29 protein-coding genes are annotated in these 26,213 nt (G+C 50.8%); 11 read left to right on the top strand and 18 right to left on the bottom strand.

Going from position 1 to position 26,213, the window contains the following annotated elements; genetic code table 11:
* Positions 1–78: 78 nt before the first annotated feature.
* A complete protein-coding gene (locus ACFVYJ_RS09645) occupies positions 79–945 on the bottom strand; it encodes a flagellar protein MotY (RefSeq protein ID WP_419415244.1) in 867 nt (288 codons plus the stop codon).
* 201 nt (positions 946–1,146) lie between these two features.
* Here ACFVYJ_RS09645 and rnt point away from each other — a divergent pair, with 201 nt between their 5' ends.
* On the top strand, positions 1,147–1,749 hold the full coding sequence (rnt, locus tag ACFVYJ_RS09640) for a ribonuclease T (protein WP_419415245.1): 603 nt from the start codon (positions 1,147–1,149) through the stop codon (positions 1,747–1,749).
* 46 nt (positions 1,750–1,795) lie between these two features.
* Here the strand turns inward: rnt and ACFVYJ_RS09635 are convergent, their stop codons facing one another.
* Together ACFVYJ_RS09635 and grxD are read right to left on the bottom strand one after the other, a co-directional pair.
* Positions 1,796–2,398 carry a peroxiredoxin gene (locus ACFVYJ_RS09635; protein WP_419415246.1) on the bottom strand — a complete coding sequence of 201 codons (603 nt, stop codon included), beginning with the start codon at positions 2,396–2,398 and terminating at the stop codon, positions 1,796–1,798.
* A gap of 95 nt (positions 2,399–2,493) precedes the next feature.
* A complete protein-coding gene (grxD, locus tag ACFVYJ_RS09630) occupies positions 2,494–2,823 on the bottom strand; it encodes a Grx4 family monothiol glutaredoxin (RefSeq protein ID WP_419415247.1) in 330 nt (109 codons plus the stop codon).
* 332 nt (positions 2,824–3,155) lie between these two features.
* On the opposite strand from grxD, the gene ACFVYJ_RS09625 reads away from it, so the two are divergent.
* The 6 genes from ACFVYJ_RS09625 to ACFVYJ_RS09600 all read left to right on the top strand — a co-directional run bounded on the left by ACFVYJ_RS09625 (position 3,156) and on the right by ACFVYJ_RS09600 (position 9,418).
* Entirely contained in the window at positions 3,156–4,355 is a 1,200-nt protein-coding gene (locus ACFVYJ_RS09625) for an aspartate aminotransferase family protein (protein ID WP_419415248.1), read from the top strand.
* Positions 4,356–4,383: 28 nt separating this feature from the next.
* Positions 4,384–5,292 (top strand): ornithine carbamoyltransferase, encoded by a 909-nt coding sequence (gene argF / locus ACFVYJ_RS09620; protein WP_419415249.1) that lies wholly within the window; start codon positions 4,384–4,386, stop codon positions 5,290–5,292.
* 129 nt (positions 5,293–5,421) lie between these two features.
* Positions 5,422–6,336: a LysR family transcriptional regulator gene (locus ACFVYJ_RS09615; protein WP_419415250.1), complete on the top strand. Its 915-nt coding sequence runs from the start codon at positions 5,422–5,424 to the stop codon at positions 6,334–6,336.
* A gap of 74 nt (positions 6,337–6,410) precedes the next feature.
* Positions 6,411–7,769, top strand: coding sequence for a class II 3-deoxy-7-phosphoheptulonate synthase (locus ACFVYJ_RS09610; protein WP_419415251.1), 1,359 nt, complete (start codon positions 6,411–6,413; stop codon positions 7,767–7,769).
* A 6-nt stretch (positions 7,770–7,775) separates the two neighbouring features.
* Positions 7,776–8,093, top strand: coding sequence for a YqcC family protein (locus tag ACFVYJ_RS09605; protein WP_419415252.1), 318 nt, complete (start codon positions 7,776–7,778; stop codon positions 8,091–8,093).
* 266 nt (positions 8,094–8,359) lie between these two features.
* A complete protein-coding gene (locus ACFVYJ_RS09600) occupies positions 8,360–9,418 on the top strand; it encodes a DUF3549 family protein (protein ID WP_419415253.1) in 1,059 nt (352 codons plus the stop codon).
* 21 nt (positions 9,419–9,439) lie between these two features.
* On the opposite strand, the gene ACFVYJ_RS09595 is transcribed toward ACFVYJ_RS09600, so the two are convergent.
* From ACFVYJ_RS09595 to ACFVYJ_RS09575, 5 genes are all read right to left on the bottom strand, one after another.
* The gene (locus tag ACFVYJ_RS09595) at positions 9,440–10,231 is read right to left on the bottom strand and encodes a replication protein P (RefSeq protein WP_419415254.1); all 792 of its coding nucleotides are present in this window, start codon (positions 10,229–10,231) and stop codon (positions 9,440–9,442) included.
* On the bottom strand, positions 10,149–10,988 hold the full coding sequence (locus ACFVYJ_RS09590) for a DnaT-like ssDNA-binding domain-containing protein (RefSeq protein ID WP_419415255.1): 840 nt from the start codon (positions 10,986–10,988) through the stop codon (positions 10,149–10,151). Before ACFVYJ_RS09590 ends, ACFVYJ_RS09595 begins: the two co-directional genes overlap by 83 nt.
* 60 nt (positions 10,989–11,048) lie before the next feature.
* Positions 11,049–11,456, bottom strand: a complete 408-nt coding sequence (locus ACFVYJ_RS09585) for a CBS domain-containing protein (RefSeq protein ID WP_419415256.1) — start codon at positions 11,454–11,456, stop codon at positions 11,049–11,051.
* Positions 11,457–11,609: 153 nt separating this feature from the next.
* Complete coding sequence (purU, locus tag ACFVYJ_RS09580; protein WP_419415257.1) at positions 11,610–12,464, bottom strand: formyltetrahydrofolate deformylase; 855 nt, start codon at positions 12,462–12,464, stop codon at positions 11,610–11,612.
* 105 nt (positions 12,465–12,569) lie between these two features.
* On the bottom strand, positions 12,570–12,908 hold the full coding sequence (locus ACFVYJ_RS09575) for a 4a-hydroxytetrahydrobiopterin dehydratase (protein WP_419415258.1): 339 nt from the start codon (positions 12,906–12,908) through the stop codon (positions 12,570–12,572).
* Between the two features lie 101 nt (positions 12,909–13,009).
* Between ACFVYJ_RS09575 and ACFVYJ_RS09570 the strand changes: the two genes are divergently transcribed.
* From ACFVYJ_RS09570 to ACFVYJ_RS09560, 3 genes are read left to right on the top strand one after another with little or no spacing between them, the layout of a single operon-like run.
* Entirely contained in the window at positions 13,010–14,533 is a 1,524-nt protein-coding gene (locus tag ACFVYJ_RS09570) for a thymidine phosphorylase family protein (RefSeq protein WP_419415259.1), read from the top strand.
* Positions 14,523–15,413: a ribose-phosphate pyrophosphokinase gene (locus ACFVYJ_RS09565; protein ID WP_419415260.1), complete on the top strand. Its 891-nt coding sequence runs from the start codon at positions 14,523–14,525 to the stop codon at positions 15,411–15,413. Before ACFVYJ_RS09570 ends, ACFVYJ_RS09565 begins: the two co-directional genes overlap by 11 nt.
* Positions 15,410–16,024, top strand: a complete 615-nt coding sequence (locus ACFVYJ_RS09560) for an alpha-ketoglutarate-dependent dioxygenase AlkB family protein (protein WP_419415261.1) — start codon at positions 15,410–15,412, stop codon at positions 16,022–16,024. The genes ACFVYJ_RS09565 and ACFVYJ_RS09560 overlap by 4 nt, the downstream gene beginning before the upstream one ends.
* Here ACFVYJ_RS09560 and ACFVYJ_RS09555 read toward each other — a convergent pair.
* Positions 16,021–16,467 carry a flavodoxin domain-containing protein gene (locus tag ACFVYJ_RS09555; RefSeq protein WP_419415262.1) on the bottom strand — a complete coding sequence of 149 codons (447 nt, stop codon included), beginning with the start codon at positions 16,465–16,467 and terminating at the stop codon, positions 16,021–16,023. The two genes, ACFVYJ_RS09560 and ACFVYJ_RS09555, sit on opposite strands and share 4 nt — an antisense overlap.
* A gap of 198 nt (positions 16,468–16,665) precedes the next feature.
* On the opposite strand from ACFVYJ_RS09555, the gene ACFVYJ_RS09550 reads away from it, so the two are divergent.
* A complete protein-coding gene (locus ACFVYJ_RS09550; RefSeq protein WP_419415263.1) occupies positions 16,666–16,986 on the top strand; it encodes a hypothetical protein in 321 nt (106 codons plus the stop codon).
* A gap of 108 nt (positions 16,987–17,094) precedes the next feature.
* On the opposite strand, the gene ACFVYJ_RS09545 is transcribed toward ACFVYJ_RS09550, so the two are convergent.
* The 9 genes from ACFVYJ_RS09545 to ACFVYJ_RS09505 all read right to left on the bottom strand — a co-directional run bounded on the left by ACFVYJ_RS09545 (position 17,095) and on the right by ACFVYJ_RS09505 (position 25,990).
* Positions 17,095–17,475 (bottom strand): c-type cytochrome, encoded by a 381-nt coding sequence (locus ACFVYJ_RS09545; RefSeq protein ID WP_419415264.1) that lies wholly within the window; start codon positions 17,473–17,475, stop codon positions 17,095–17,097.
* Between the two features lie 212 nt (positions 17,476–17,687).
* On the bottom strand, positions 17,688–19,193 hold the full coding sequence (locus tag ACFVYJ_RS09540) for a fumarate hydratase (protein ID WP_419415265.1): 1,506 nt from the start codon (positions 19,191–19,193) through the stop codon (positions 17,688–17,690).
* Between the two features lie 160 nt (positions 19,194–19,353).
* A complete protein-coding gene (locus ACFVYJ_RS09535) occupies positions 19,354–20,208 on the bottom strand; it encodes a prenyltransferase (RefSeq protein WP_419415266.1) in 855 nt (284 codons plus the stop codon).
* Between the two features lie 15 nt (positions 20,209–20,223).
* Positions 20,224–21,585: a prephenate-dependent tRNA uridine(34) hydroxylase TrhP gene (gene trhP / locus ACFVYJ_RS09530; RefSeq protein WP_419415267.1), complete on the bottom strand. Its 1,362-nt coding sequence runs from the start codon at positions 21,583–21,585 to the stop codon at positions 20,224–20,226.
* A gap of 22 nt (positions 21,586–21,607) precedes the next feature.
* Positions 21,608–22,168 (bottom strand): RNA 2',3'-cyclic phosphodiesterase, encoded by a 561-nt coding sequence (gene thpR, locus ACFVYJ_RS09525; RefSeq protein ID WP_419415268.1) that lies wholly within the window; start codon positions 22,166–22,168, stop codon positions 21,608–21,610.
* Between the two features lie 131 nt (positions 22,169–22,299).
* Positions 22,300–23,205, bottom strand: coding sequence for a hypothetical protein (locus ACFVYJ_RS09520; RefSeq protein ID WP_419415269.1), 906 nt, complete (start codon positions 23,203–23,205; stop codon positions 22,300–22,302).
* 131 nt (positions 23,206–23,336) lie between these two features.
* On the bottom strand, positions 23,337–24,983 hold the full coding sequence (groL, locus tag ACFVYJ_RS09515) for a chaperonin GroEL (protein WP_419415270.1): 1,647 nt from the start codon (positions 24,981–24,983) through the stop codon (positions 23,337–23,339).
* 55 nt (positions 24,984–25,038) lie between these two features.
* Positions 25,039–25,326, bottom strand: coding sequence for a co-chaperone GroES (locus tag ACFVYJ_RS09510; protein WP_419415271.1), 288 nt, complete (start codon positions 25,324–25,326; stop codon positions 25,039–25,041).
* 181 nt (positions 25,327–25,507) lie between these two features.
* Positions 25,508–25,990 carry an FxsA family protein gene (locus tag ACFVYJ_RS09505; RefSeq protein WP_419415272.1) on the bottom strand — a complete coding sequence of 161 codons (483 nt, stop codon included), beginning with the start codon at positions 25,988–25,990 and terminating at the stop codon, positions 25,508–25,510.
* Between the last annotated feature and the right edge of the window lie 223 nt (positions 25,991–26,213).

Raw genomic sequence — 26,213 nt, 5'->3', positions numbered from 1 at the left:
CAGAGAAAAATGAGGGGCGAAAGTATAGCAGAGACGGATCAGAAAACAGAGAGGGTTAAGCCTAAACTCTAAACAGGCTTATTCCCGTTCCAGCCGGATGGTGACTCGACGGTTTCTGGTACGGTTTTCGGCGCTGTTATTTTTCACCACCGGGTAACGTTCACCATGGTAGCGGGTGGTGATAATGTCAGAACTAATACCCAAGCTAACCAGATAGTCTGTTACAGCTTCAGCGCGCTGTTTGGATAGATCTCGGTTCAACAAGCGCCGACCCAGATTGTCTGAGTGGCCATCGATATAGAGTGATTTCACACTGTTATCGTTTTGCACATAGAGAGCAATTAAGCGTAATCGTTCACGAGAGGCATCAGACAACTGCGTTTGCGCAGCCGGGAAAAGAATTGCAGTTCTTGCCACCTGACGAAAATTTACCGGTAACAGATCAGAGGTACAGTTAACGTAGTCTGAGTAAGCTGTCTGAAAATTGACCGCAGACACCGCCACACGCAGGGATTCATCTGTGCCATACCAACCTGCGGAGGTAAAGGTAGGCATCATCCCTTTAGACAGCGCCGCCAGCATATTCTGAGCATACTCAGATCGCACATCCAGCTTACCCTGACCATCCTGCTTAACGCTGCCAATGCGCCATGGCGAGAGCCCCGGCTGCCAGGGAGCAGCTTCGGCAAACAACTCGGCTCCTTGGGTAAAATGTACTTTTTCTATCGGTTGCAGCTGAAAACGAACTGCCTCTCCAGCCTCATGCTCAAAGACGGCCCGCCCGAATGTTGGTATTTCCTGACTTAATCGGCAGCTAAATTTTGACGCTTCCAACTGCCAGCGAGTATTGTCCAGCTGACTGGAAAAAGTCACAGCCTGGGCGGCATAACTGAATATGCTGCCCAATATGACAAATAACCATTGCTGTTTTACACCCAACATCATCCCATCCACCACTGTGGCATATAGCTTCTGTTTCGGCTCACAGGCCTAGTTCTTTAATAATACAGCATTGAAAAGCCGCCGAAGATACCCCCAAAAATGATACGGTTGGAGACGCCGCCGCCCTAGGGTAAAATGCCCTACTCGATTACGCCTCAACAGTAAGGGTTTCTTTTGTCAGATCAATCTTGCAACCCACATCCAATGGCTCAGCGCTTCCGGGGATTTCTTCCGGTGGTCGTGGATGTAGAAACCGCCGGTTTCAACCCGCGGACAGACGCCCTGCTAGAAGTAGCGGCAGTACTGCTTACCATGGATGATAAGGGCGATCTGGTCATAGATCAGAGCTTTTCCGCACAGGTTGATCCTTTTGAGGGCGCCAATCTAGAAAAAGCGGCTCTGGACTTTACCGGCATTGACCCATTTGACCCTGAACGGGAAGCCGTGCCCGAAAGAGAAGCCTTAGAAGAGATATTTAAACCCGTGCGGCGCGCAATCAAACACCATGACTGCAAACGCGCAGTGTTGGTTGGCCACAATGCAGCATTTGACCAGAGTTTTATCAATGCGGCCACCGCGCGTGCGGATATCAAGCGCAATCCCTTCCATCCATTTTCGACCTTTGATACAGCCACACTGGCTGGCTTAGCCTTTGGCCAAACCGTGCTAGCTAAAGCCTGTGAAGCAGCAGCAATTGAGTTTGATGGCAAACAGGCTCACTCCGCACTTTACGATACTCTGAAGACCGCTGAGCTGTACTGCCAAATCGTGAATAAATGGAAAGCACTGGGTGGCTGGCAGGACTAACAAAAAACCCGCCTGATGGCGGGTTTTTTTATATCCCGTAAGGATATTAAAGCTTATCAGCTTCGTCAGACAGGTAAGCGGCAACACCTTCAGAAGAAGCAGTCATGCCCTTGTCACCTTTGTTCCAGCCAGCCGGGCAAACTTCGCCGTGTTCTTCGTGGAACTGCAGTGCGTCAACCAGACGAATCAGCTCATCCATGTTACGACCCAACGGCAGATCATTGACAATCTGAGAGCGAACCACACCGTTATTATCGATCAGGAAAGCACCACGGAAAGCGACACCCGCATCATGTTCAACATCATATGCCTGGCAAATTTCGTGCTTCACGTCGGCAACCAGCGTGTATTTAACAGGACCAATACCACCCTGATTAACCGGTGTGTTACGCCATGCATTGTGCGTAAACTGGGAATCGATAGAAACACCAATCACTTCAACACCACGCTCGGTAAAGGCATCCATACGGTGATCCAGAGCGATCAGTTCGGATGGACAAACGAAGGTAAAGTCCAGCGGGTAGAAAAATACCAGGCCATATTTACCTTTAATGGTTTCTTTCAGGCTAAAGCTATCTACGATCTGACCATCACCCAGCACTGCTGCTGCAGTGAAATCAGGAGCTTGCTTGCCTACTAGTACACCCATGGTTAAGAGTCTCCGTTCTTATACTTAATTTGCGATAAAAATTAATAGATAAGACCGCCAGCTGACAATTCAATGCCCCAGGCGAAAATTTTATCTTATTCTGCGTCAGATTCAGGCGCAGCTTCTTTCACCAATGTCAGCAACTCACCGGATGCTGACATCTCACATATGATGTCACAACCGCCAATCAGTTCACCTTTGATCCACAGCTGAGGAAAGGTTGGCCAATTAGCATAGTTTGGCAGCTCTGCCCGAATGTCCGGATTTTCCAGAATGTTAACAAACGCAAAGCGCTCGCCACAGGACATCAAAGCCTCCGATGCTCGAGAAGAAAAACCACACTGAGGAAAACGTGGAGTGCCTTTCATGTAAAGCAGAATGTCGTTGCTTTCAATCTGCTCTTTAATGGTATCTATTACGCTCATTGCTACACCTGCTGCTTACTATGGCCACCAAGCGACCACTGGTTCCGGAAATCTATTGTTCAAACGGACATGATACAGCGCCTAAGTCAGGAGTCGACTTTCAAGCAATGCACTCTGTTCCGCAAAGCATCAATATACCATAAATTCCGACTATTTTACTCTGATATTTCACCACATCCCCCTGCATGAGTCCAAACCCAACTTGCCGCACCCGCACAACAAAAAGGCCTACTCCCAGCCCCTTTTGGCGCTTGCCAACGGGCTTCAAGCTGAATATGATGGCTTCTTTGTTTGGCAGCCTTGGCTGCCTTTTTGCGTTGTAGGGGAAAAACATGCCTCAAGATTCCTTAATGAATACCTATAACCGGCTCTCCGTCGCGTTCGAGCACGGGGAAGGCAGCTGGCTGTTTGATACCGATGGCAACAAATATCTGGATGCGCTGAGTGGCATTGCCGTCTGTGGCCTGGGTCACTCCCACCCAGCAGTAACCCATGCTATCTGCGACCAAGCCAGCAAACTGATCCACACCTCTAATCTGTATACCATTCCCCGCCAACAGGAACTTGCCAAGCGCCTGACTCAAGTGTCTGGCATGGAGAGTGTTTTCTTTTGCAATTCAGGCGCTGAAGCCAATGAAGCCGCCATCAAACTGGCACGTCGATACGGTCATCAGGTACTGAATATCGAGAACCCATCCATCATTGTGATGGATAACGCATTTCATGGCCGTACCATGGCAACGCTGAGCGCGACTGGTAATCGTGGCGCACAGGCCGGTTTTGAACCACTGGTCAGCGGTTTCGTGCGCGCGCCTTTCGATGATGTTGAGGCGGTTCGCAACATTGCGGAAAACAACCCCAATATCGTAGCCGTTATGGTGGAACCCATTCAGGGTGAATCAGGCATTCGCATTCCTGCCGACGATTACCTTAATCAGCTACGCGACATCTGTAATGAACGCAATTTACTGCTGATACTCGATGAAGTTCAAAGCGGTAATGGCCGCAGCGGCAAATACTTCGCTTACCAACACAATAATATCCTGCCTGATGTCGTAACCACCGCCAAAGGACTGGGTAACGGCATGCCGATCGGCGCTTGTTTGGCACAAGGTAAGGCAGCTGGCATTCTGGTGCCTGGCTCACACGGTTCCACCTATGGTGGCAACCCACTGGCCTGTGCGGCCGCGTTAGCCGTAGTGGATACCATTATCGAAGAGAAACTGTGTGACCGCGCAGCTAGCCTGAGCGAACGAATACTTGCTGGTTTCCGGCAGGAACTCAAAGACGCGCCTTATATCAGCGATATTCGGGGCAAGGGTTTGCTCCTGGCAATCGAGCTGAATGAAGCGGGAGCCGAACTCGCAGTTCTGGCAAAAGTAAAAGGAATATTGCTGAATGTCACCGGCGGCGGTAAGGTTATCCGAATGCTACCTCCACTGACCATGACGGACAGCGAAGCAGATCTACTGGTCAATACCGTGTCCCGCCTTATTAAGGTTTATGCTGCGGACGAACCGGTGACTCAGTAGCCTCATCAAAAAAGAGAATAGCCCTGTAATGAGCACCCGACACTTCCTCACCTTGCTGGATATGACGCCTGATGAGTTGCGTTCCATAATTCATCGCGCCACAGAACTCAAGGCAATGCGTAACCGGGGTGAGGTTTATGAGCCCCTGAAAAACCAGGTCATGGCGATGATCTTTGAAAAGTCATCGACCCGTACCCGCGTCTCTTTTGAGGCAGGCATGGCGCAATTTGGTGGCCATGCCATGTTCCTCTCTCCGCGGGACACTCAACTGGGCCGGGGCGAACCAATTAGTGACAGCGCTCGTGTGATCTCCAGCATGGTCGATGTAGTGATGATTCGTACCTTCAGCCATACCCTGGTTGAAGAGTTTGCCGCGAACTCCAGCGTCCCGGTGATCAATGCGTTAACGGATGTGTATCATCCCTGCCAGCTACTGGCGGATATGCAGACCTTCTTTGAGGTGCGTGGCGATATCGCTGGCAAAACCGTCAGCTGGATTGGCGATGGCAACAACATGTGCCACTCCTACATTAACGCCGCACGACAATTTGATTTTCAGCTGCGTATCGCCTGCCCGTCTGGTTTTGACCCCGCCAATAAACTGGTGACTGAGAACCAAAACAGGGTCACAATCTGTGACACGCCAGAAGAGGCAGTTGCCGGTAGCCATTTAGTGGTAACTGATGTCTGGGCCTCAATGGGCCAGGAAGATGAGCAAGAGGAGCGCATGGAGCAGTTCGACGGTTTCCAGGTCTCACCTGAGCTTATGGATCTGGCAGCAGCCGACGCCCTGTTCATGCATTGCTTGCCAGCCCACCGTGGTGAAGAAGTCAGTGAGGATATGCTGGAAGATCCGCGCTCAGTGGTCTTTGATGAGGCTGAAAACAGGTTACATGCCCAAAAAGCTCTATTGGAGTTTTTGCTGGTCAAGCGCTGAGTTTTACCCGCCACTGCATAACCTGCTGCATATATACTGCCACAGACGGTCAAAACAGATCCTGGGAACCGATCTGTTTTTCCTCTGCCATACTATACTGCGTAAGCTGATGTAATCGGAGATAACTGAATGATAGAGTTGCGTCACTTGAAAACGCTCTCCGCCCTGCGTGATGCAGGTAGTTTGGTGGAAGCAGCAGAGAGAATTCACCTTACGCAGTCCGCTCTGTCCCACCAGATTAAAGATCTTGAGGATCGTCTCGACTGCTCACTGTTTATCCGTAAGACGAAGCCTATTTGCTTCACCAGTGCTGGCCAGCGGTTACTCAGCCTGGCAGATGAAATTCTGCCTATGATTCGTAATGCCGAGCGGGATATTGCGCGGCTCGCCGGTGGCGCTGCAGGGCGCCTGAATATATGTATCGAGTGTCACAGCTGCTTTGACTGGCTGATGCCAACTATTGACCATTTCCGCCAGCACTGGCCAGAAGTCGAACTGGATCTATCCAGCGGCTTCAGCTTTCAGCCGCTGCCTGCCTTGGCAAGAGGTGACCTGGATTTGGTGATCACTTCCGATCCAGAACCACGCAACGGCATTATCTACCTACCCCTTTTCACCTATGAGTCACGACTGGCGATCAGTAAACAGCATCGCCTGATGGCACGCCGTTTCGTCCACGCCGAAGATCTGGCCAAGGAAACATTGATCACCTACCCAGTCGACCAACAAAGGCTGGATATATTTCGTAATTTTCTCGATCCCGCCGGCGTAGAGCCTGCCGCAACACGCACGGCCGAACTAACCCTAATGATGCTGCAGCTAGTCGCCAGCGGACGCGGCGTTGCCGCTTTGCCTAACTGGGCTTTGCATGAATACCTGCAACGTGACTACATCGCCTCTAAACCTCTCGGCGAAAAGGGGATTTGGTGCACACTGCATGCTGCCATCCGTGAAGATCAGCAAAACGCAGATTTTATGGTGGACTTCCTGAATACCGCCAAGGAGATCTCATTCCGTACCCTGACCGGTATCAAGTCCGCCTGACGCTGGCCCTGGCCCTGCCCCACAGGGTCTAAAAATATATACTCAAACCAGCCATGCAGTTGTAAGGAGAGACCATGTCTGCACCCAAGTGGCAACCTTCTAGTTGGCGCGCTTTTCCTGTTCAGCAACAACCCGATTATCAAGACCCGGCCAGTCTAGCAGCGGCGGAAAAGACCCTAGCTGACCTGCCGCCATTGGTATTTGCCGGTGAGATTGACGCGCTGACTCAGCAACTCGGTAACGTTGCCCAGGGGCATGGCTTTCTGCTTCAGGGAGGTGACTGCGCCGAGAGCTTCAGCGAATTCAATGCAAATAAAATCCGTGACACATTCAAGCTGCTGATGCAGATGGCTATTGTTTTAACCTTTGCTGGCAGTTGTCCGGTCATCAAGGTCGGGCGCATGGCCGGACAATATGCCAAGCCGCGCTCCAGTGCAGAAGAGACACAGGGCGACCTCACCCTGCCCAGCTACCGGGGCGATATCGTCAACGATATCAACTTCACCAGTGATGCCAGAAAAGCTGATCCGGCGCGACTGTTAGCGGCTTACCATCAAGCCACTGCAACCCTTAATCTATTACGCGCATTTGCTCAGGGCGGGTTTGCTGACCTGCAGCAAGTACATACCTGGAACCAGGGTTTTGTTGCCGCCAGTCCGCAGGGTGAAAAGTATCAACAGCTGGCAGATCAAATCGACCAGGCTTTGCGCTTCATGGCAGCTTGCGGCATTAATCCAAACAATACCCCACAACTGCATGAGACAAGCCTATATACCTCCCATGAGGCGTTGTTACTCGGTTATGAGCAGGCACTGACACGACAGGACAGCCTCAGCGGGCACTGGTATGACTGTTCAGCGCATATGCTGTGGATCGGTGATCGCACCCGACATCCGGACCATGCACATGTTGAATTCCTACGCGGCGTCAAAAACCCATTGGGTATTAAGCTCGGCCCAACCTCGGACCCGGCTGAACTGAACCGCCTGCTGGAAAAGCTTAATCCGGACAACATACCCGGTCGCATCACTCTCATCAGTCGCATGGGCAGTCAACAGGTGACAGAAAAGCTACCAGCTCTGGTGCGCGCTGTGACCAACTCAGGTCACGCCGTCGTTTGGAGCTGCGACCCTATGCATGGCAACACCATAAAAGCCCACAACGGCTATAAAACCCGCAGCGTGGATGCCATCCTGCAGGAGATGAAAGGTTTCTTTGCTGTACATCAGGCAGAGGGAACTCATGCCGGTGGCGTGCACTTTGAAATGACGGGCCAAAATGTCACAGAATGCATTGGTGGCGCCTACCAGATCACTGAACACAATTTGGCCGATCGCTATCACACCCACTGCGATCCCCGTCTGAATGGTGAACAAGCCCTAGAACTGGCATTCCTTATCGCGGACACACTTAAAGCCGCACGGAGAAGTTAACCCCCTATGCACCCGGTTAAACACTTGCTGATTAAAATTGAAGCCGAAATGAAACACCTCGATCTCTGGGCGGCTACGCCTCCCAGTAATGAAGCACTGGCAAGTCGTCAGCCTTTTGCCATCGATACTTTGAGTTTTGATCAGTGGCTACAATGGATTATGTTACCCCGGCTGGATTGGATCATTCAGCAAAATCACTGCTTGCCAAGCAACTGTCATATCGCACCCTATGCCGAAGAGGCCGTAAAACAGTTGGCTGCGGATACTCAGGATCTGTTAAGACTTATCAAGCAACTGGACCAGGCACTCAACCGGGTTCACTGACCCGGTTCTGGCACTGCCCAAACCCTTCAGCAGCAGATCACGGTGGCCGAAAATACCTAAAAGACTCTCTTGCTCTTGAACAAGCACCTACGTCAGGCCAGAGCATTCAAAACTGCCATCTATTTTCTGCGCACATCCTCTTTTATTAAGTGATGTCTCATTATCCAGCCCATCGGGATAAAGGACATATTAGCCAGCCACTACAGCGCTACAGTTCGTTTACTGGACCTGTTAAAATCGCGAGCCTTGTAAAGCGGGATCGATCCATGACAGAGATAACTTCACTCACCGAATTACTGCGCAATAGCGGTGCCCAACTACGTTTTTTCGATATGGGACGTCGTATCAGCAAATTAACTGTCGAGCAATTTGCCAAAATTGAGCAGCAGCAGATCCCTTATCCACTACCTTACCTGCACCATGCCTGGCTTGCCCTAATGCTGTGGAATCCTAAGGACAAAACCCAAGGGGTCGTATGGTTCCTTAAACTACCACTGGATGAACAAGGCTACCTGATGCAGGCAGTGCGCGATGATCTACTCAATCGCCTGTTACAAAACGCCTCTAACCTGCTGAATAGTGGTGGCGACAAAGATACTCCGGATGCACTGAAGGACAACCCCTTCTCTTTTACCCCGGATCAAGAAAAGATGGCGGTATTTCACGCCTGTTCAACCCTCGCCACCGTGGAGCCTGCTTCCAACTACTACGCTGGCGCGCAAGATTACTTCAGCGGCCGTGACCGATTTGAAAACTGGCAAGCACTGGGTTTCCAGGGAATTGCCGATCTGGTTATTCGGCATCAGCAAGACAACAACAGTCAACTCATCAGCAACGCTATTCCTTCACTGCCAGATGCCCCCTTCGAGGTACTCTGTACCTGTCTGGAGCATATCGAACCCACGCATGAACTGTTCGAAGCGCTCTGTCTGCGAACGGAACAGACCCTGCAACGCGGCAACGCCAGCGGTAACCACATTGCTGCACTGATACGCGGCCTCTCTAATGGTCGTGATCAGGCCCGCAAAAACGCATTGTTACTGCAAATTTTGAATTCCGATTATGCCCTTGAAGCAGAAGTGATTGCCGCCATCGCAACTCGTTGTACCGACGCATTGCAACACCCAGAACTCCTACACCCCTTCCTGGAGAAACTAGCAGCAGGCAAAGCAGGCCAAGCCGGCTTTTCGCGCATTTTATCGGATCTGATGTTTATACCCGCACTGCGCGGTCTGATTCTGTTGCAGTTCCGCAGCAATCAGCGCAGCGAAATGCTGAGTAAGGCAATCGGTGAGATGTTTGGGCAGACGTTCACCACCCATTAACGACAGATTGTACAGCCCGTCCTAGCGGAAATCGTCTGGCAGCGTGATACCCTGCTGATCAGCCTGCTTCTGAGCCTGTTGGCGGTAGCGTGCACGCACCTGACTACCCTTGGGTTTGGTCAGGTAAAACAGCCATTTGCTAGCGATTTCCGGCGCAATACCATGCTGCTCACCCCAAGTTTGAATAAAGCTAAACAATGACTGGTCTTGCTGATCAGGCAATCCTTCCACGCGAGGGATATCCAGACTTTCACCCGCCCTGACCCGCTGACAGATCCTGTCATATTGATAGCGAAAATCCGGCATAATCCGAATATCAGGTTCAGTACGTAATCGAAACCAACCTGTTAATTTGCCAGCATGGTAGACGGCGGGATGGGACCAACGGTGACTGGATGGAGCATCAGCAAAACGCCCAGCTTCCTGGTAGGCCTGCAACACTGGAGGCAAACCACAATCGCCTGTCAAATCACGCAACACGCCAACAAACTCAGCAATGGTCGGCATCCAGGCATATTGCAGCTTGCACTGATCAACGGCAGCAACCAATTCAGCTTCGGAATAGCCTTGCAGGCTCATCGCCCACTCACGTTTAGCGATACGGATCTCGTCCTGCGTTTCAAAGCAGCTTTTGAATTTATGACCATAAATGGCCATAAACCGGGCGAAGATCATGTTCACCAGAGATTTAATTTCAACACTCAGGGTAGCACTGGCAGATTTTTCTGACTTACCAGTCGGTGTCTCTGATGTCCATGATGGCTTGGGTAACCCGTTTTCGGTTTTCCCGAGTATCTTTGCGGGCGTTTTCATGGAACTCCCCTGATTTACGCTCTTGTTGAATACGTTGCTGACGGCCGGCTTCAGTCTGTTTATGCACCCACTCTCGCTTTACCCAACCAAGAAATTTCTGATCCCAATTGGTTTCTTTACGATCTTTATCCAGCCAGTAAAGAACAAACTCATCGACACAGCCACGCGCAAAGTCATTGGCTATATTGTGCCGGGGCAACAGAGCAAAAAAATTTTCGGAGGGCTGCCAGCCCATATGCATGGTGTGCAGTTGCTGGTTGCGAGTTTCATGCTGTTGGAATAAGGCATGTAGTTCATCGCCCTGACGATTATTTCTGGCCCAACCGATACTACCTCCAAAGGTTGGCGCAGGCCCCACACCGGCCTGAGGCACCGTCTCAGCTAAGGGTTTGGGTCGCGGCGGGCTCGTTTCCAGGACAGGCAAACGACTCACCACTTCAGCCGACGCTGCTTCAGAATAATCTAACTGCGTATCTTCGCTGAAATCCAAAAACCGCACCTTTACAGCCCCTTCCGGGCTAAAACGGGCATCGATATAACCCGCCTCAACCAGCATGGAGGTTAGCTGTGCAACCTGGTCCTCTTCCCAGTAGCGCGCTAACGCCAACCAGGCTGCATTATCCAGCTGCCAGCTGCTATTTCCCTGCTGCTGACTGTGCTGATGATATAGCGTTAACAGCAGCGCCCCGTCCACCCCCAAAGCATCAATCAGGGATGGGTACAGCAGCAGCGGGGACTCCGGGAACTGGAAACTCATTACAACGTGTATTCCTTGCCACGAACAGACTACTCAAATGGTCCAGACGCAGGGGTTGGGTTAACTATTTTGAGCGAACTTCTCAACAGCACGCAGCACATCGCGGCGGCTGATCTGGCCAATCAAACGGCCTTCTTTTACAACTGGAAAACGACGGCGACTATTCTGAATAAATTCATTCGCTACCCGAATGATATCTGCGTCATGAGGAATCGTTTGTACATCACGCGTCATGTAAGTACCGACCACACCACCCATCTCTTCTTCATGATAGGTCAGCGTCAATATCGCCTTGAGACAGTCACCTTCCGAAATCAGTCCTACCAGGCAACCATTCTCATCCACCACTGGTGCACCGCTAATACGGTATTCCAGCAACATGTTGATTGCCTGAAATAGATCAGTATCTGGCTTAAATGTCACCAGATCTCTTGTCATATAGTCCTGAGCTTTGACTGATCTTAACATCCCCTTTCCTCCATCACATGCACGGGCAAACGGCAACCACATGGTTACCTGATTATTGTTGGTTATGCTAATACAGTGAGCGGTGGCCGGTTATTGATCTTTAGCCGCTGTTTCCACTTCTTTTCGCCAATGTAGAAGGTTCCACGTCGGGGATCAATTAAATACGACGGTTTTATTTCCCTGCACCAAGATCCGGTCTTCCAGATGCCAACGCAAACCTCGCGCTAAAACCGCTTTTTCCACATCACGTCCCAGGCGAACCATATCTTCTGGGCGATCTCGGTGACTGATACGAATCACATCCTGGTCAATAATCGGACCTGCATCCAGATCAGCTGTCACATAATGACAGGTGGCACCAATCAGCTTTACACCACGCTCGTGAGCCTGGTGATAAGGCCGAGCACCGGCGAAAGATGGTAGGAAACTGTGGTGAATATTAATAATCCGGTGCGCATAACTGTCGCAAATATCTTGCGGCAAAATTTGCATATAGCGCGCCAGCACCACCACGTCAGCCTGGTACTCCCGAATCAGCTGACTCACCCGTTCAAAGTGAAGTTGTTTGTTGTCACGATCAACCGGCACATGTAGGAAAGGTATTTTATGCCATTCCACCATGCTGCGTAGATCATCATGATTGGAAATGACACAAGGGATTTCACAATCCAACTCTTGCTCATGGTAACGATACAGCAAGTCAGCCAGACAATGCGATTCTCGACTGGCCATCAACACCACTTTTTTCGGTTTACCCGAATCACTAATCTCCCATTCCATCTGAAATGACTTAGCAATCGGTGTAAAGGCGACACGCAGTTCATCCAGCGAAAAGGGCAAAGTGCAGGCGCTGATCTCAACCCGCATAAAAAACCATCCGGTGGAACCATCACTGTGCTGATTAGCATCGGCAATAGAACCGCCATGACTGGAGATAAAATTACTCACCATCGCCACAATGCCCACCCGGTCAGGGCATGCCAGTACCAGTCTGAATCTACGTTCCATTGCCAAATTCCCAATGCATTATACCAATAAGGCTGGCTATTCTAGCAGCAAGCCGAACACTGGCAAATGACTGAATGCACTCAAACAGGCACCACCAAAACGCATTCAGCCTGGCTTATAAAGCAGATCACAGCGCGCAGCGCAGATAAAATCGTTACGATGCAATCCCCCAATCTTATGGGTATACCACACCACTTCCACCCGACCCCAAGCCGTGAGTATATCCGGATGGTGCTGTTCTGCCTCAGCCAGCCCCCCTACCTGATTAGTGAACGCCAGGGCTTCAGCAAAGTTGCGGAAGGTATAAGTCCGCTCCAGTCGCGAGACGCCCTCTTGGGTGCATATCTGCCATTGCGGCAGCTGCAGCAGCAGCTCCGTTGCTTCCTGCGCAGTCACTTTTGGTGCACCGGTACGACAGGCTTCACATTGCTCTTGAGTTAACACAACTTATTCCTCAATCTGTTGACTAATCTTACTCTAGCAAACTGCTAACACCCTGGCGTTGCAACTGCCTGGCTTTTCACTCTGCAGAACAAGGGGATGCCATGAGTTTTGTGCCCGAGCGAACAACTGCACTCCATGCCTGTCGGCTTGGCCTGGACACTCACCAGGAACACACCATTTATTTGCGTGCAGACAGCCCAGTCTGTCACTCAGAAGGGTTCACTGCCCTGTCACGGGTTCTGGTGCGCAGTCAGCACCACCACCTGATTGCCACCGTCAACATTGTGACTGGAGATCTGCTGCAACCGGGCTGCGTCGGTTTTTCAGAATCAGCCTGGCACCACCTCAAACTGAAAGCACAGACGGAAGTCTGGCTATCTCATCCCCGGCCAGTTCAGTCCATCAGCTACATCCGCGGCAAAGTATACGGCAAATCATTCACCCCCGAACAACTGCACGAAATCATTGCCGACATTGTTGCGGGGCGTTACGCCGATGTGCATCTGGCAGCGTTTATCACCGCCTGTAGCGGCGACAATATGGATATTAACGAGGTTATAGCCCTGACCCGAGCGATGGTCGATTCGGGTAACAGCATCGACTGGAATCAGCCGATGGTGGTAGATAAGCATTGTGTTGGCGGGCTGCCTGGCAACCGCACCACTCCCATCGTCGTACCGATTCTGTGTGCCGCCGGTCTGACCATGCCCAAAACCTCATCCCGGGCTATCACTTCGCCCGCTGGCACCGCCGATACCATGGAAACCCTGACTGTTGTCAGTCTGTCCCTCAAGGATATGCGCAGGGTGGTAAAGAAAGAAGGTGGCTGTCTTGCGTGGGGCGGTTCCGTCAGGCTATCCCCTTCAGATGATTTGTTGATTCAAGTGGAACGTGCACTGGATATAGACAGCGAAGGACAATTGATCGCTTCGGTACTCTCCAAAAAAATAGCCGCCGGTGCCACTCATGTCCTGATCGACATCCCGGTCGGACCCACGGCCAAGGTACGCAGTGATCAGGCAGCAAGGCAGCTGGCCGATAGTTTCCAAGCCGTTGCTGAGACCCTTGGCCTAGAGCTATCCGTGTTGTTAACTGATGGCAGCCAGCCAGTAGGGCGCGGGATAGGCCCGGCATTGGAGGCCAGGGATATTTTACAGGTATTACAAAATGACCCGGCAATGCCCAATGATCTGTTTCAACGTGCCGCCGCCGTTGCTGGTGCCATGCTAGAGATGGCTCAGATCGCCCAACCCGGTGAGGGCGAACAGCACGCCAGCGAGATTCTTCGCTCAGGACAAGCCTGGCAGAAATTCCAGGCGATTTGCCAGGCTCAGGGCGGGTTGAAAACACCCCCGGTCGCACCTTACCGTTACGAATATCTGGTAAACGGTGGTGGCAAGGTTCTGCAATTTGATAACCGCTTGCTGGCCAAGGTGGCAAAACTGGCTGGCGCACCCGCCTCACCCGCCTCTGGCGTCGACCTGCACTGTAAAGTCGGTGACCGGCTCAGCAAGCACCAGCCCCTGCTTACACTTCATGCCGAAAGCCCGGGGGAGTTAAACTATGCCGTGGAGTTTCTGGAGGATCATCCTGAAATGATTGAACTGGAGCGTTATGAAAACTGAACAGATACCTGCCCTGATCTACGCCTTATCGGCAGACCCTTTGGCCGCTGCGCTGGCGGCAGAGCTGGAAGCTGAAATCGGCCAGCTGGAACGCCGCAATTTTCCAGACGGAGAACATTATCTGCGGCTGCTGACCGATTGCCGGGACCGACGCGTAATAATCTGCTGCCATCTGAATCAGCCCAACAGTAAACTACTTGAAGTGCTGTTTCTGGCTGCAGCCGCTCGAGAACAGGGCGCAACCCGCATTGGCCTGATCACTCCTTACCTGCCCTACATGCGACAGGATAAAGCGTTTCTCGACGGGGAAGTGATTACCTCCAGATACTTTGCCCAGATACTGTCACAAGCGCTGGATTGGCTGGTGACCGTTGATCCGCACCTGCACCGCTACCATAGCTTGAATGAGATCTATACATTACAAACCCGGGTGGTTGAGGCGGCTCCGGCCATTGCCCACTGGATTCAACAACAAATCAAACAGCCCCTGCTGATCGGTCCTGACAGCGAAAGTGAACAGTGGGTGTCTCGGGTAGCAAAACTGGCGGGGGCGCCCTATCAAATCCTACAGAAAACCCGGCATGGTGATTATGACGTGGAAATATCCACCCTTGATACTGCGCGTTTCTCGCAACACACCCCGATTCTGGTGGACGATATTGTCTCCAGCGGCGGAACCATGTTGACCACGTTGCAGCAGCTTGGCGCACAGGGGTTACCCCGCGCAACTTGTATTGCAGTGCACGGTTTATTTGCCGACAGGGCTTATACGCAACTGAGTAAACAGGCCGATGTCATCACCTGCAACACTGTACTTCACCCCTCGAACCAGATTGACCTGCACCCCGCTCTGGCCCAAGCCACCCGCGACCTATTATGAAACACGCTGAAAAAATTCAGCTGGCGCCGGGAGAATTATGGTTTAACCAGCACTATCTAGACGGCGAAACAGCTGATCATTTTCTGCATCAATTATTAACAGAGATCGAGTGGCAGCAGGGGCGGGTCAGGCTGTTTGGAAAACCACAAAAAACACCTCGATTACAATACTTTATGGGTGACAAAGAGGTAAGTTACAGTTACTCAGGTGAACGCCTGATCACACACCCCTGGCACCCCACCGTTGCCCTGCTGGCAGAACGGTTACTGGCCGACACCGGCTACCGATTTAATTCTGTATTGCTCAACCTTTATCGCGATGGCAATGACAGTATGGGCTGGCACAGTGATGATGAACCTGAGCTGGGACAAAACCCGCAAATCGCCAGTATTTCATTGGGAACTGAACGACGTTTTTTGCTGCGCCGCAAAATGCGAACAAAAAATGAACGCTCGGTGGGCATCAACCTGTCCCACGGTTCTCTGTTATGGATGGGTTCAGGCATACAAACATGTTGGCAACATAGCCTACCGAAAACCCGCGCTTGCCCAAAACCACGCATCAATCTGACATTCAGACAAATCCTGGTTCCCAATACAGAAACCAGCTAAAGCTGTTGTTGCCACGCATCTAACCAAGTCAATGCAGCAGCAACCGGATCCATGGTGTCACAAGCATCAATATATAGTGGAATCCCTACACATTTAAGCTGCAATTCAAACAACAGCTCATTAAGCATTTTGGGTCCACCGGCAAATTCCTCATAACCACTATCACCCAGACCTATCAAGCCATAACGCAGTTGTGGCAGGGGTGGGCAGGCATCCTTCATCTGCAGATACAGATGCAACATTTCATCGGGTAACTCACCCTGACCCGTGGTTGATGAACAAAACAGCAGCACGTCGGTATCCGCAGCAAGCAGATCGGAAAGCTCAGGTCGGCGCAGCAATGCAACCTGATGTCCAGCCGCGTTTAAATTTTCAGCACAGGCAACTGCAACCTCCTCTGCATTACCATAAACGGTGCCTATCATTAGCTTGATATTTGCCATCAATCTTTCTCCTACTGAATCAGGTACCGATTGTGCCGGTTACTGCATCAGATTTAAACCGCCTTCACTGGCCACGAATTAAAAACACCTTAAGTGATCCATTCAGCGACCGCTAACCTTAAATAAGCGATCATTTTTTTTGCAATGCAGAAAACAGCTTCTAAACTGAATGTGTGAGCTTGTAAGGGGGAAACACATATGCCAAACCAAAATTTATCAAAACTTCTTGAAGGATGGGAGAACCGGGCACGCCATGTCAGCGGCCGGGTAGATGAAACACTCTCATTGTATCAAGCCGATTCGGTGAAGCTGGAAGCACTGGCTCGAATGTACCGGCTGCCAAAAGAAGAAGTCGTGGCTTCGTTGATTCATGAAGCTCTGCAAGAGTTGGAAGCCAAGATGCCCTATGTACCGGGCAATAAGGTGATCCGCATTGAAGATGGTGAAGAGATCTATGAAGACGCGGGGCCCATGCCGCGTTATATGGAAGAGCAACGCAAAGTATTAAACGCTTCCTGAGGTAGTTACTCGCTATCCGCAACATTTTCTACCTGCCTTATGAGGCAGCGAGTGTCCCTGTCCCTAAATAAATAACGCGGCCTAAGCCGCGTTGTTTTGTACCTACTTTTACTTGAGGCTTTTCAGATAAGCCAGTAAGTAATCCTGCTCTGCAGTGTCAGTAATTTCAACATGCCGCATACGAGTACCAGGAACAAACTTGTCGTTGCCTGAAATCCACTTCCGCAGATTGTCTTCGGTCCAAATAATTTTGGACGCTTTCAGTGCATCAGAGTAGGCAAAGCGTGGCAAACTACCCGCTTCACGACCAACCACACCCACCAAACTAGGGCCAAAGGCATTTTTACTGGTATCAACAGAGTGACACGCGGCGCACTTCTGAAACACTTCGGCGCCCGCTGCCTGCATCGCTGCTTCATCAGCCAGTGCCGCATTGCCAACTGCCAATGGCAGGATCAAAGCAAACATCTTTGCAGTTTTAGCATTCATATTTCTCGCCCTTAATATAGAAAATTTAACTGGTGCCTAACACACTGAGCTTGTGGGAATTTCACCCTGCAGCCCCTGTTTACCATAGGCTTGATTGGCATATTAGCAAGCTTTTATCTGTGGCAATGAACTAACCAAGCATTACTTGACGCGTATCAAAAAAAACGCAGCCCAAAGGCTGCGTTTTATTAAATTCTCAATATTTCCAGAGCTTATGCTTGTTTAGCAATAATCTCTTTCCATTTTGCCGGACCCGTATTGTGAACAGACTCACCGTTTACATCTACTGCTACTGTCACCGGCATATCTTGCACTTCAAATTCATAGATCGCTTCCATACCCAGTTCAGGGAATGCCAGTACCTCTGCATTGGTAATCGCTTTTGATACCAGATAAGCAGCACCACCAACAGCCATCAAATACACCGCACCATTATCCTTAATCGCTTCAATGGCAACCGGGCCACGCTCAGACTTACCGATCATACCCAGCAAACCCGTGCTTTCCAGCACCTGTCGGGTAAACTTATCCATACGTGTAGAGGTCGTCGGACCCGCCGGGCCTACAACTTCCTCACGAACCGGGTCAACCGGACCTACGTAATAAATAAAGCGACCTTTCAGATCTACCGGCAGCTTTTCACCGTTATTCAGCATCTCAACCATTTTTTTATGCGCTGCATCACGGCCAGTCAGCATCTTGCCATTAAGCAATACAGTTTCACCCACTTTCCAGTCTTTAACCGCTTCCGGAGTAATCTCATCCAGGTTAACGCGACGGGTATTAGCGCCTACCTCAAACGTCACTTCTGGCCAGTCAGACAGGCTTGGCGGGGTCAACACAGCCGGGCCATTGCCATTCAATTTGAAATGAGTATGCCGGGTTGCCGCACAGTTAGGAATCATACACACCGGCAACGAAGCGGCATGAGTGGGGTAATCCTTGATTTTCACATCCAGCACGGTGGTCAGACCACCCAGGCCCTGAGCACCGATACCCAGATCATTAACCGCATCCATAATCTCGATACGCAGCTCTTCAACCCGATTCTGCGGACCACGTTCACGTAGTTCATGGATATCAATCGGATCCATCAGGGATTCTTTTGCCAAGACAGCCGCTTTTTCAGCGGTACCGCCGATCCCCAGACCCAACATGCCCGGCGGACACCAGCCCGCACCCATGGTGGGTACCGTTTTAACAATCCAATCCACAATACTATCAGACGGGTTCAGCATCACCATCTTGGACTTGTTCTCAGAACCGCCGCCCTTGGCCGCCACATGTACTTCTACTTCATCGCCTTCAACGATTTCATAGTGAATAACCGCAGGGGTATTATCCTTAGTGTTTTGGCGCTTACCCGCAGGGTCAGCCAGAATTGAGGCACGCAACACGTTATCAGGGTGAGTATAGGCACGACGCACCCCTTCATTGACCATATCAGTAACGCTTTGTTTCGCATCCCAGGTCACATTCATACCCACTTTCAAAAATACCGTGACAATACCCGTATCCTGACAGAGTGGACGATGCCCTTCGGCACACATCCGCGAGTTAATCAAAATCTGGGCCATCGCATCTTTAGCGGCCGGATTCTGCTCTTTCTGGTAAGCCTCGTGTACACCCTGAATAAAGTCTAGAGGGTGGTAATAGGAGATAAACTGCAAGGCGTCAGCAATACTGCTGACGAAGTCGTCTTCACGGATTACGCTCATGTTGAGGCTCCCACTTAAGCTCTTATCTATCTAAGATCGATCCATCCTGAAGTCAGGGTGGAAATGAATGATGACTTCCTCTGCGGGAAGCTAAACAGGGCGGCATTATACACCAAAACCCTAAATTGGCGTGTTCCGCCTTGGTATTAGATCCGTCCGGTCACAGCGGTGGATTGATCAAAAACGCGGCACAATAGAAAAAACCAAATCCAGCCAGTAACCGACCCGTCATCACGGTAATCAACTTCCGAGCCACTGGGTCCTGCTTCGCGCTCAACAACCAAGGTGCCGCTGCTAATGGAAAAGCAAAAATCACCAACCAGCCAGCTGGCAGAATGGCGGTTGGTACCCACACAAATGCCAATAGATAACTCAACAGCAAGCCGGCCCGGAATAACCACATCGCCGGTTGGTAGCCAAGCCGCACACTGAGGGTCAACATACCCTCTTTTTTGTCTGACTCGTAATCGCGTAACTCATTACTCAGCAGCAACATAGCGACAAGCACACTAATGGGAACCGCCTGTAACCAGACATGAGCGGCAAACTGGCCCGCTTGCGCATAATAAGCCCCTGCCACCATCAGCATACCCATCAGCCAGAATACCAGCGGCACGCCCAGGCCACGACGCTTATAATTAATCGGCTCCATGGTGTAGCCAATCGCCCCAACAACACCGAAAAATATCAACCACATTAGGCCGGGCCCGGAATGCATGATCAGATATAACGCCATGGGAACGGTAGCGGCAAAGGCTATCAGGCCACAAAAAAAATTACGCCGGATACGACGCTGGAACTCATCAGCCAGCCCATGCCCATCGGCATAGTCGTTAATCAGGTTAACCCCGGCTTGCAACAGCACACCAGACAGCAACACCAAAACGGCCGTCACAGTGTCATAAAAGCCGTCACGGTAAGCACTAAATAAACCCGTGCTGCAAGCGACTAAACTGACACTCAGAGAAAACGGCCGTAGCGCCTTACGAAAATTATATTTGGAAACAAAGATCACAATAGAGGCCTGACATCATCCCTGTTTAGGCGGCGCATTTGGCAGATCACGCATCAGTAATGCAAATTCTGGCGGTTGCTCAAATGCCATGGGTATACGCACCCGATGGCCCGAGCCTGGCGCGACCTCGGTTTGCTTGCCCTTTTTATCCAATAAAGTATCCAGCCGGAATTTGTGATTGCCCGCCGGAGTCATCAACTCCAGAGTGTCACCCTGCATGAAGCGGTTTTTGACATCCACCTCCAGTAATCCGGCTTGGCGATCATAGCCAAGCACCTCACCGACAAACTGCTGATGCACACCGACCGAATTTCCAGTTTGATAGTTTTGATATTCGTCGTGCACATGGCGGCGGTAAAAACCTTCGGTATAACCACGACTGGCCAGATTTTCTAACTCATCCATCAAGTGCATATCAAACGGTTTGCCAGCTACCGCATCATCAATCGCCTTGCGGTATGCCTGAGCGGTGCGGGCAACATAATAATGCGACTTAGTGCGCCCTTCGATTTTCAGCGAGCTGACTCCCATCTCTGCCAGCCGGTGTACATGCTGAATGGCCCGCAGGTCTTTGGAATTCATGATGTAAGTGCCATGCTCATCTTCAAACGCCGGCATATACTCACCCGGGCGCGTTTCCTCCTGCAACAGGAAGATCTGATCAGTGGGTTTGCCCTGGCCCAGAGCGGGTTGTGTTTCACCTGTTGCTGCCGGGTCAAACTGCTCTACCGCAACCACATCTCCGGATTCATTTTGCGTTGCTTCATGGGCATCGTATTTCCAGCGACAGGTATTAGTGCAGGTCCCCTGATTCGGGTCACGCTTATTGATATACCCCGAGAGCAGACAGCGGCCGGAATATGCGATACAGAGGGCACCATGAACAAACACTTCAAGCTCCATCTCCGGGCAACGCTGACGGATCTCTTCAACCTCATCCAACGACAGTTCTCGCGACAAGATAACCCGCTCAATACCCATTTGGTGCCAGAATTTCACTGCAGCCCAGTTCATGGTATTCGCTTGGACTGACAAGTGAATTGGGATATCAGGGAAGTGCTCTTTCACCATCCAGATTAGACCGGGGTCAGACATGATCAACGCATCAGGACCCATTTCAATCACCGGCCTGAGGTCATCAATATAGCTAGTCAACTTACTGTTATGCGGCAAAATATTGCTGGCCAGATAAAACTTCTTCCCCAACTGGTGCGCTGTGGCAATCCCTTCGCCCAAGTTATCCATATTGAAGTCATTATTGCGTACCCGCAGGCTATAACGTGGCTGCCCCGCATACACAGCATCCGCGCCGTAAGCAAAAGCATACTTCATATTTTTCAAAGTCCCGGCAGGGGACAGGAGTTCAGGGGTTTGCATCGGTGTTGGTTACCTAACAGGCTCAAATCATGGTTTGCAACGGCACTTCAAACAAGGGGGTATAAATAGATCCCCCTTCGACAGGCCGACTCTGCATCAGCACCACCGCATCGGCCAGGCTGTACATGTCGATAGCCGGAAACTTGTCGGGTGGTTGAAACTGATTGTCACCGGACAGACGGCCCAGTGTAATGTGTGGCTTAAAACCGATCTCTTTATAAGAGATATCCGCCGCTTCAACAACTTGCACCATGCCGAGGTGTAAGTTCTGCAGGGCCTCACTCAATTCAGGGATCGCAGCAACCAGTGCCAACCTCTGGTTGACCCGATAATATGCCGTGCTGTTTATGTGTACCTGAAAAGAGCTGACATGCGACAGGTGCTGCCGTGCACAGGATTCCAGGCGTGCAACCTGATCAAGTGAGATATCGCCAAGAAAGCATAAGGTCAGGTGATAACGGTCAGTATCCACCCAGCTGACTTCGCCGCCTTGATCAAACTGACAAAGGGTATCTGCTTGATCCGACAGCCAGCGCACAACCGCATCCGGCAGGCGTAGTGCAAAAAAAGCCCTTAAATTCATTACGCAGGTCCGGCTCCGCTACTGGTACAAAGGCATATTCTGCCCTCTGCCTCAGGCTTACGCAAATGCGGAACGTCTTAAAAGCAGTGCAGAACCCAGTCTTAAGCCGAATACCCAGCCGCAGCAATGGCTTAGCGAGACTCGATGACTAACTGCAGGGTATTAAGCTTCTGCTTGACCTGCAGCAGCTCCTGATTAAGCTGTTGCCGAGTAGAGTCAAATGCGCGCACAGACTGCTCATTCAAGCGCAAGCGGCGCTCAAGATCCGCCAGCATGCCCTTATCGACCGTTTCTGGTTTACTGGCAAGTTGTTGCTGACTGGCCTTTAACTGATCCAGCTGTTCCTGCAGCAGTTCACTGGTTGCCGCTAGTTGAGTTTCCATGCGTGCCACCAATTTACTGATACTTGCTTCTTTTTCAGTTACTTGTTTTTGTAACGCAGCTTGCTGCTTTTTCAGCGCATCCAACGACTGCAGCTGTTCGCTATAACCCGCCACCTGACCCTGCAGTGCCTGAATGGTTTTATCCTGTTTGGCAATCTGGTCCGCTTGTTTATCCAACTGGCTCTTCTGGGCATTAATGGTTTTATTGTGCTGCTCCAGTTTTGGCGCATTTTTCTGATAAGCGATAGCCCAAAGTTTGGCAATTTCAGAGTCAAAATGTTTGTTCTTGTCAGCATGGGTCATTTCAAGTTTTTGCAACCGGCCCAACAGCGTTTGGCCCGACTCTTCTGCGCCCTGCTCCGCCATTTTCAGCAGTTCACGTAACTCAGTAATCTGCTGCTGTGCCTGAGCAAACGTCTGGGCCCGCTGCTCCTGCTGCTGGTACAAACCAAATCCGACATACCCCAATCCAGTGACGGCACTAACCAGAATAATCAACACCAGAGAGGTAAACCAACCTGCCCCGCTGCGCGTACTATTAACCGACTTGTGGCCACGTTCATGGCCAGAGCCCTTTCGCGCACCTATGTCATTACGATCCATTCCTGCCGGCCCAAGGTCCGGCACATTCAGATCATCATCCTGTCGACTCATAACAGATTCCAGAGTTACAAAAAATCAGCCAAACACTAACAGTTTTACGGGTTAGACAAAAGCGTAATACGTGGGAGCCATAACACAAAAAACCCCGCATCCGCGGGGTTTTTTAGTAGCCGGGGGCTGAATTACATCATGCCGCCCATGCCGCCCATGCCGCCCATGCCGCCCATATCAGGCATAGCAGGACCCGAATTGTCTGCTGGCTTATCCGCTACCATTGCTTCGGTAGTAATCATCAGGCCAGCAACAGATGCTGCAGCCTGCAACGCAGAACGGGTTACCTTAGCGGGATCCAGGATACCCATTTCCATCATGTCACCGTATTCACCAGTACCTGCGTTAAAGCCGAAGTTACCTTTGCCATCACGCACCTTAGATACGATAACAGAACCTTCTTCGCCAGCATTGCCTACGATCTGACGCAGTGGTGCTTCCATGGCACGAAACGCCAGCTCGACACCAACAGTCTGGTCATGGTTATCACCTTTCAGATCACCAACATTAGCCAGCGCACGAATCAGCGCAACACCACCACCGGGTACTACACCTTCTTCAACAGCCGCACGGGTTGCGTGCAAAGCATCTTCTACGCGAGCTTTTTTCTCTTTCATTTCCACTTCAGTAGCAGCGCCGACCTTGATTACGGCAACACCGCCAGCCAGTTTAGCCACACGTTCCTGCAGTTTTTCACGGTCGTAATCAGAAGATGTTTCTGCAATCTGGGCACGAATCTGACTGACACGACCTTCAATTGCTTCTGTAGCACCAATGCCGTCAACCAGCGTGGTGTTATCTTTAGTGATAGTTACACGTTTTGCCTGACCCAGCTGCTCCAGTCCTGCTTCTTCCAGGCTCAGACCAACTTCTTCAGAGATCACAGTACCACCAGTCAGTACCGCGATATCTTCCAACATTGCCTTACGGCGGTCACCAAAGCCTGGCGCTTTAACAGCAGCCACTTTAACAATGCCACGCATATTGTTAACAACCAAAGTAGCCAGGGCTTCACCTTCAACGTCTTCGGCAATAATCAGCAGCGGACGAGACGATTTAGCAACCTGCTCCAGAATCGGCAACAGTTCACGGATGTTGGAGATTTTCTTGTCGACCAACAGGATAAATGGCTGCTCAACTTCAGCAGTCATGCTTTCCTGATTGTTGATGAAATAAGGTGACAGGTAACCACGATCGAACTGCATACCTTCAACAACAGCCAGTTCGTTTTCCAGGCCAGAGCCTTCTTCGACGGTGATAACACCCTCTTTACCCACTCGCTCCATCGCAGTCGCGATAATTTCGCCGACCTGGGTATCAGAGTTAGCAGAGATTGTGCCTACCTGAGCGATCGCTTTGAAATCAGTACATGGCACCGCCAGTTCCTGGATCTTAGTCACAACCGCCGCCGCAGCTTTATCAATGCCGCGTTTCAGATCCATTGGGTTCATACCTGCCGCCACAGACTTCAGGCCTTCATTAACGATTGCCTGAGCCAGTACAGTTGCAGTAGTGGTACCGTCACCTGCTGTGTCGTTGGCTTTAGACGCAACTTCTTTCACCATCTGCGCGCCCATATTTTCGAAACGGTCTTCCAGTTCAATCTCTTTCGCGACGGAAACACCGTCTTTGGTTACGGTCGGTGCACCGAAAGATTTTTCCAGCACAACATTGCGGCCTTTAGGGCCCAGCGTGGTTTTAACCGCATCAGCCAGGATGTTTACACCTGCCAGCATTCTCTGACGAGCGTCATTACCAAAACGTACATCTTTAGCCATTGTTATAATCCTGTTTCAAAAATTCGTTTCACAATTGAAGGGGAGGTCCCTGACCTTAGCCTTCCATTACAGCGTAGATTTCACTTTCGCTTAGAATCAGCAACTCTTCGCCATCAACTTTGATGGTGTTGGCATACCCACCAAACAGAACGGTATCGCCTACGTTTACAGACATAGGTTTCACTTCACCGTTATTCAGCAGACGGCCTTCACCAATCGCAACAACTTTTCCCTGATTCGGCTTTTCCTGAGCAGAACCCGGCAGCACAATGCCGCTGGCAGTAGTAGCTTCTTCCTCGTTACGACGGATAACAACACGGTCGTGAAGCGGACGAATTTTCATCTGTTTTTTTCTCCTGATCGTCTGATCAAAAACACATTTTTTTGTTTGCGGCGGATATCTCCAGCCAAGGCATCCATGGCTAAATTATCCATTGGATTGCAAGGTTGGGGCAGTTGATTCGTTTTCAATAGCTGAGGATAATTTTTTTCCTGGTATCAGGTTAAGTGGAAGACATTCCGGCTTAATCTTTACGTTCATATTCGCCGTCAATCACATCACCGCTGACGGATGGGCGACGACCATCTGGTCGCCTCGCTTGGTGGGTATAGTGCTCATCAAACTCCTGTTGCTGATAACCATGGGAGGAAGCCACCACGGTGAATCGTTTCATCAGCTGGGCCGCCATCCATTTGCGACTGTATGGCAGCAAACAACTAAAGCCGATAACATCGGTGACAAAGCCTGGCGTAACCAACAGGGCACCACCAACAGCCAGCGCAATACCCTCTACCATTTCCTGTCCCGGGATTTCACCCGCCTGCGCTCGCTGCTGCGCGCGGGCCAGCGTCGCGAGACTCTGATAACGCAGCATATTTACGCCAATAAAAGCCGACAGTAAAACCAGCCCCACGGTATTCCAGGTACCAATCATCTGCCCAACCTGAATCAGCAGAGTAATCTCGAGAATAGGCAGGATAATAAACAGGAGAAAAAGAAAGCGCATGCAAGACCCCAAAACGTCGCCCGGCGAACATCACTGAACGAAAACTGATAGCAACTAACATCTAGATTGGCGCAAACCGTATAAATTCAATCCACACCATAGCTTTAAGCGCAATATTTTTTGCCGCCACAGTGTAAGACAATATGCCTCTTTTAGCCCTCTTTTCGGACTAACCAAGGTTGACTTTGGGCACAAGACCATTCCACCTACCAAAGTACCGCAC

Source organism: Pontibacter sp. JAM-7 (assembly GCF_048548695.2).
Lineage (GTDB): Bacteria > Pseudomonadota > Gammaproteobacteria > Pseudomonadales > Balneatricaceae > Neptuniibacter.
Note: the sequence above shows the minus strand (reverse complement) of the source record. Positions and strands in the feature narration are given on the sequence as shown.

What these genes read in the sequence shown, in the direction of transcription:
- purU (WP_419415257.1), bottom strand. Translation starts at nt 12,464, where the DNA reads ATGGAACGTAGATTCAGACTGGTACTGGCATGCCCTGACCGGGTGGGC.
- groL (WP_419415270.1), bottom strand. Translation starts at nt 24,983, where the DNA reads ATGGCTAAAGATGTACGTTTTGGTAATGACGCTCGTCAGAGAATGCTG.
- ACFVYJ_RS09545 (WP_419415264.1), bottom strand. Translation starts at nt 17,475, where the DNA reads ATGAATGCTAAAACTGCAAAGATGTTTGCTTTGATCCTGCCATTGGCA.
- ACFVYJ_RS09550 (WP_419415263.1), top strand. Translation starts at nt 16,666, where the DNA reads ATGCCAAACCAAAATTTATCAAAACTTCTTGAAGGATGGGAGAACCGG.
- grxD (WP_419415247.1), bottom strand. Translation starts at nt 2,823, where the DNA reads ATGAGCGTAATAGATACCATTAAAGAGCAGATTGAAAGCAACGACATT.
- ACFVYJ_RS09615 (WP_419415250.1), top strand. Translation starts at nt 5,422, where the DNA reads ATGATAGAGTTGCGTCACTTGAAAACGCTCTCCGCCCTGCGTGATGCA.
- ACFVYJ_RS09585 (WP_419415256.1), bottom strand. Translation starts at nt 11,456, where the DNA reads ATGTTAAGATCAGTCAAAGCTCAGGACTATATGACAAGAGATCTGGTG.
- ACFVYJ_RS09510 (WP_419415271.1), bottom strand. Translation starts at nt 25,326, where the DNA reads ATGAAAATTCGTCCGCTTCACGACCGTGTTGTTATCCGTCGTAACGAG.
- trhP (WP_419415267.1), bottom strand. Translation starts at nt 21,585, where the DNA reads ATGCAAACCCCTGAACTCCTGTCCCCTGCCGGGACTTTGAAAAATATG.
- ACFVYJ_RS09565 (WP_419415260.1), top strand. Translation starts at nt 14,523, where the DNA reads ATGAAAACTGAACAGATACCTGCCCTGATCTACGCCTTATCGGCAGAC.
- ACFVYJ_RS09505 (WP_419415272.1), bottom strand. Translation starts at nt 25,990, where the DNA reads ATGCGCTTTCTTTTTCTCCTGTTTATTATCCTGCCTATTCTCGAGATT.
- ACFVYJ_RS09645 (WP_419415244.1), bottom strand. Translation starts at nt 945, where the DNA reads ATGATGTTGGGTGTAAAACAGCAATGGTTATTTGTCATATTGGGCAGC.
- ACFVYJ_RS09590 (WP_419415255.1), bottom strand. Translation starts at nt 10,988, where the DNA reads ATGAGTTTCCAGTTCCCGGAGTCCCCGCTGCTGCTGTACCCATCCCTG.
- ACFVYJ_RS09520 (WP_419415269.1), bottom strand. Translation starts at nt 23,205, where the DNA reads ATGAGTCGACAGGATGATGATCTGAATGTGCCGGACCTTGGGCCGGCA.
- rnt (WP_419415245.1), top strand. Translation starts at nt 1,147, where the DNA reads ATGGCTCAGCGCTTCCGGGGATTTCTTCCGGTGGTCGTGGATGTAGAA.
- ACFVYJ_RS09595 (WP_419415254.1), bottom strand. Translation starts at nt 10,231, where the DNA reads ATGAAAACGCCCGCAAAGATACTCGGGAAAACCGAAAACGGGTTACCC.
- ACFVYJ_RS09605 (WP_419415252.1), top strand. Translation starts at nt 7,776, where the DNA reads ATGCACCCGGTTAAACACTTGCTGATTAAAATTGAAGCCGAAATGAAA.
- ACFVYJ_RS09635 (WP_419415246.1), bottom strand. Translation starts at nt 2,398, where the DNA reads ATGGGTGTACTAGTAGGCAAGCAAGCTCCTGATTTCACTGCAGCAGCA.
- argF (WP_419415249.1), top strand. Translation starts at nt 4,384, where the DNA reads ATGAGCACCCGACACTTCCTCACCTTGCTGGATATGACGCCTGATGAG.
- ACFVYJ_RS09600 (WP_419415253.1), top strand. Translation starts at nt 8,360, where the DNA reads ATGACAGAGATAACTTCACTCACCGAATTACTGCGCAATAGCGGTGCC.
- thpR (WP_419415268.1), bottom strand. Translation starts at nt 22,168, where the DNA reads ATGAATTTAAGGGCTTTTTTTGCACTACGCCTGCCGGATGCGGTTGTG.
- ACFVYJ_RS09540 (WP_419415265.1), bottom strand. Translation starts at nt 19,193, where the DNA reads ATGAGCGTAATCCGTGAAGACGACTTCGTCAGCAGTATTGCTGACGCC.
- ACFVYJ_RS09610 (WP_419415251.1), top strand. Translation starts at nt 6,411, where the DNA reads ATGTCTGCACCCAAGTGGCAACCTTCTAGTTGGCGCGCTTTTCCTGTT.
- ACFVYJ_RS09555 (WP_419415262.1), bottom strand. Translation starts at nt 16,467, where the DNA reads ATGGCAAATATCAAGCTAATGATAGGCACCGTTTATGGTAATGCAGAG.
- ACFVYJ_RS09625 (WP_419415248.1), top strand. Translation starts at nt 3,156, where the DNA reads ATGCCTCAAGATTCCTTAATGAATACCTATAACCGGCTCTCCGTCGCG.
- ACFVYJ_RS09560 (WP_419415261.1), top strand. Translation starts at nt 15,410, where the DNA reads ATGAAACACGCTGAAAAAATTCAGCTGGCGCCGGGAGAATTATGGTTT.
- ACFVYJ_RS09570 (WP_419415259.1), top strand. Translation starts at nt 13,010, where the DNA reads ATGAGTTTTGTGCCCGAGCGAACAACTGCACTCCATGCCTGTCGGCTT.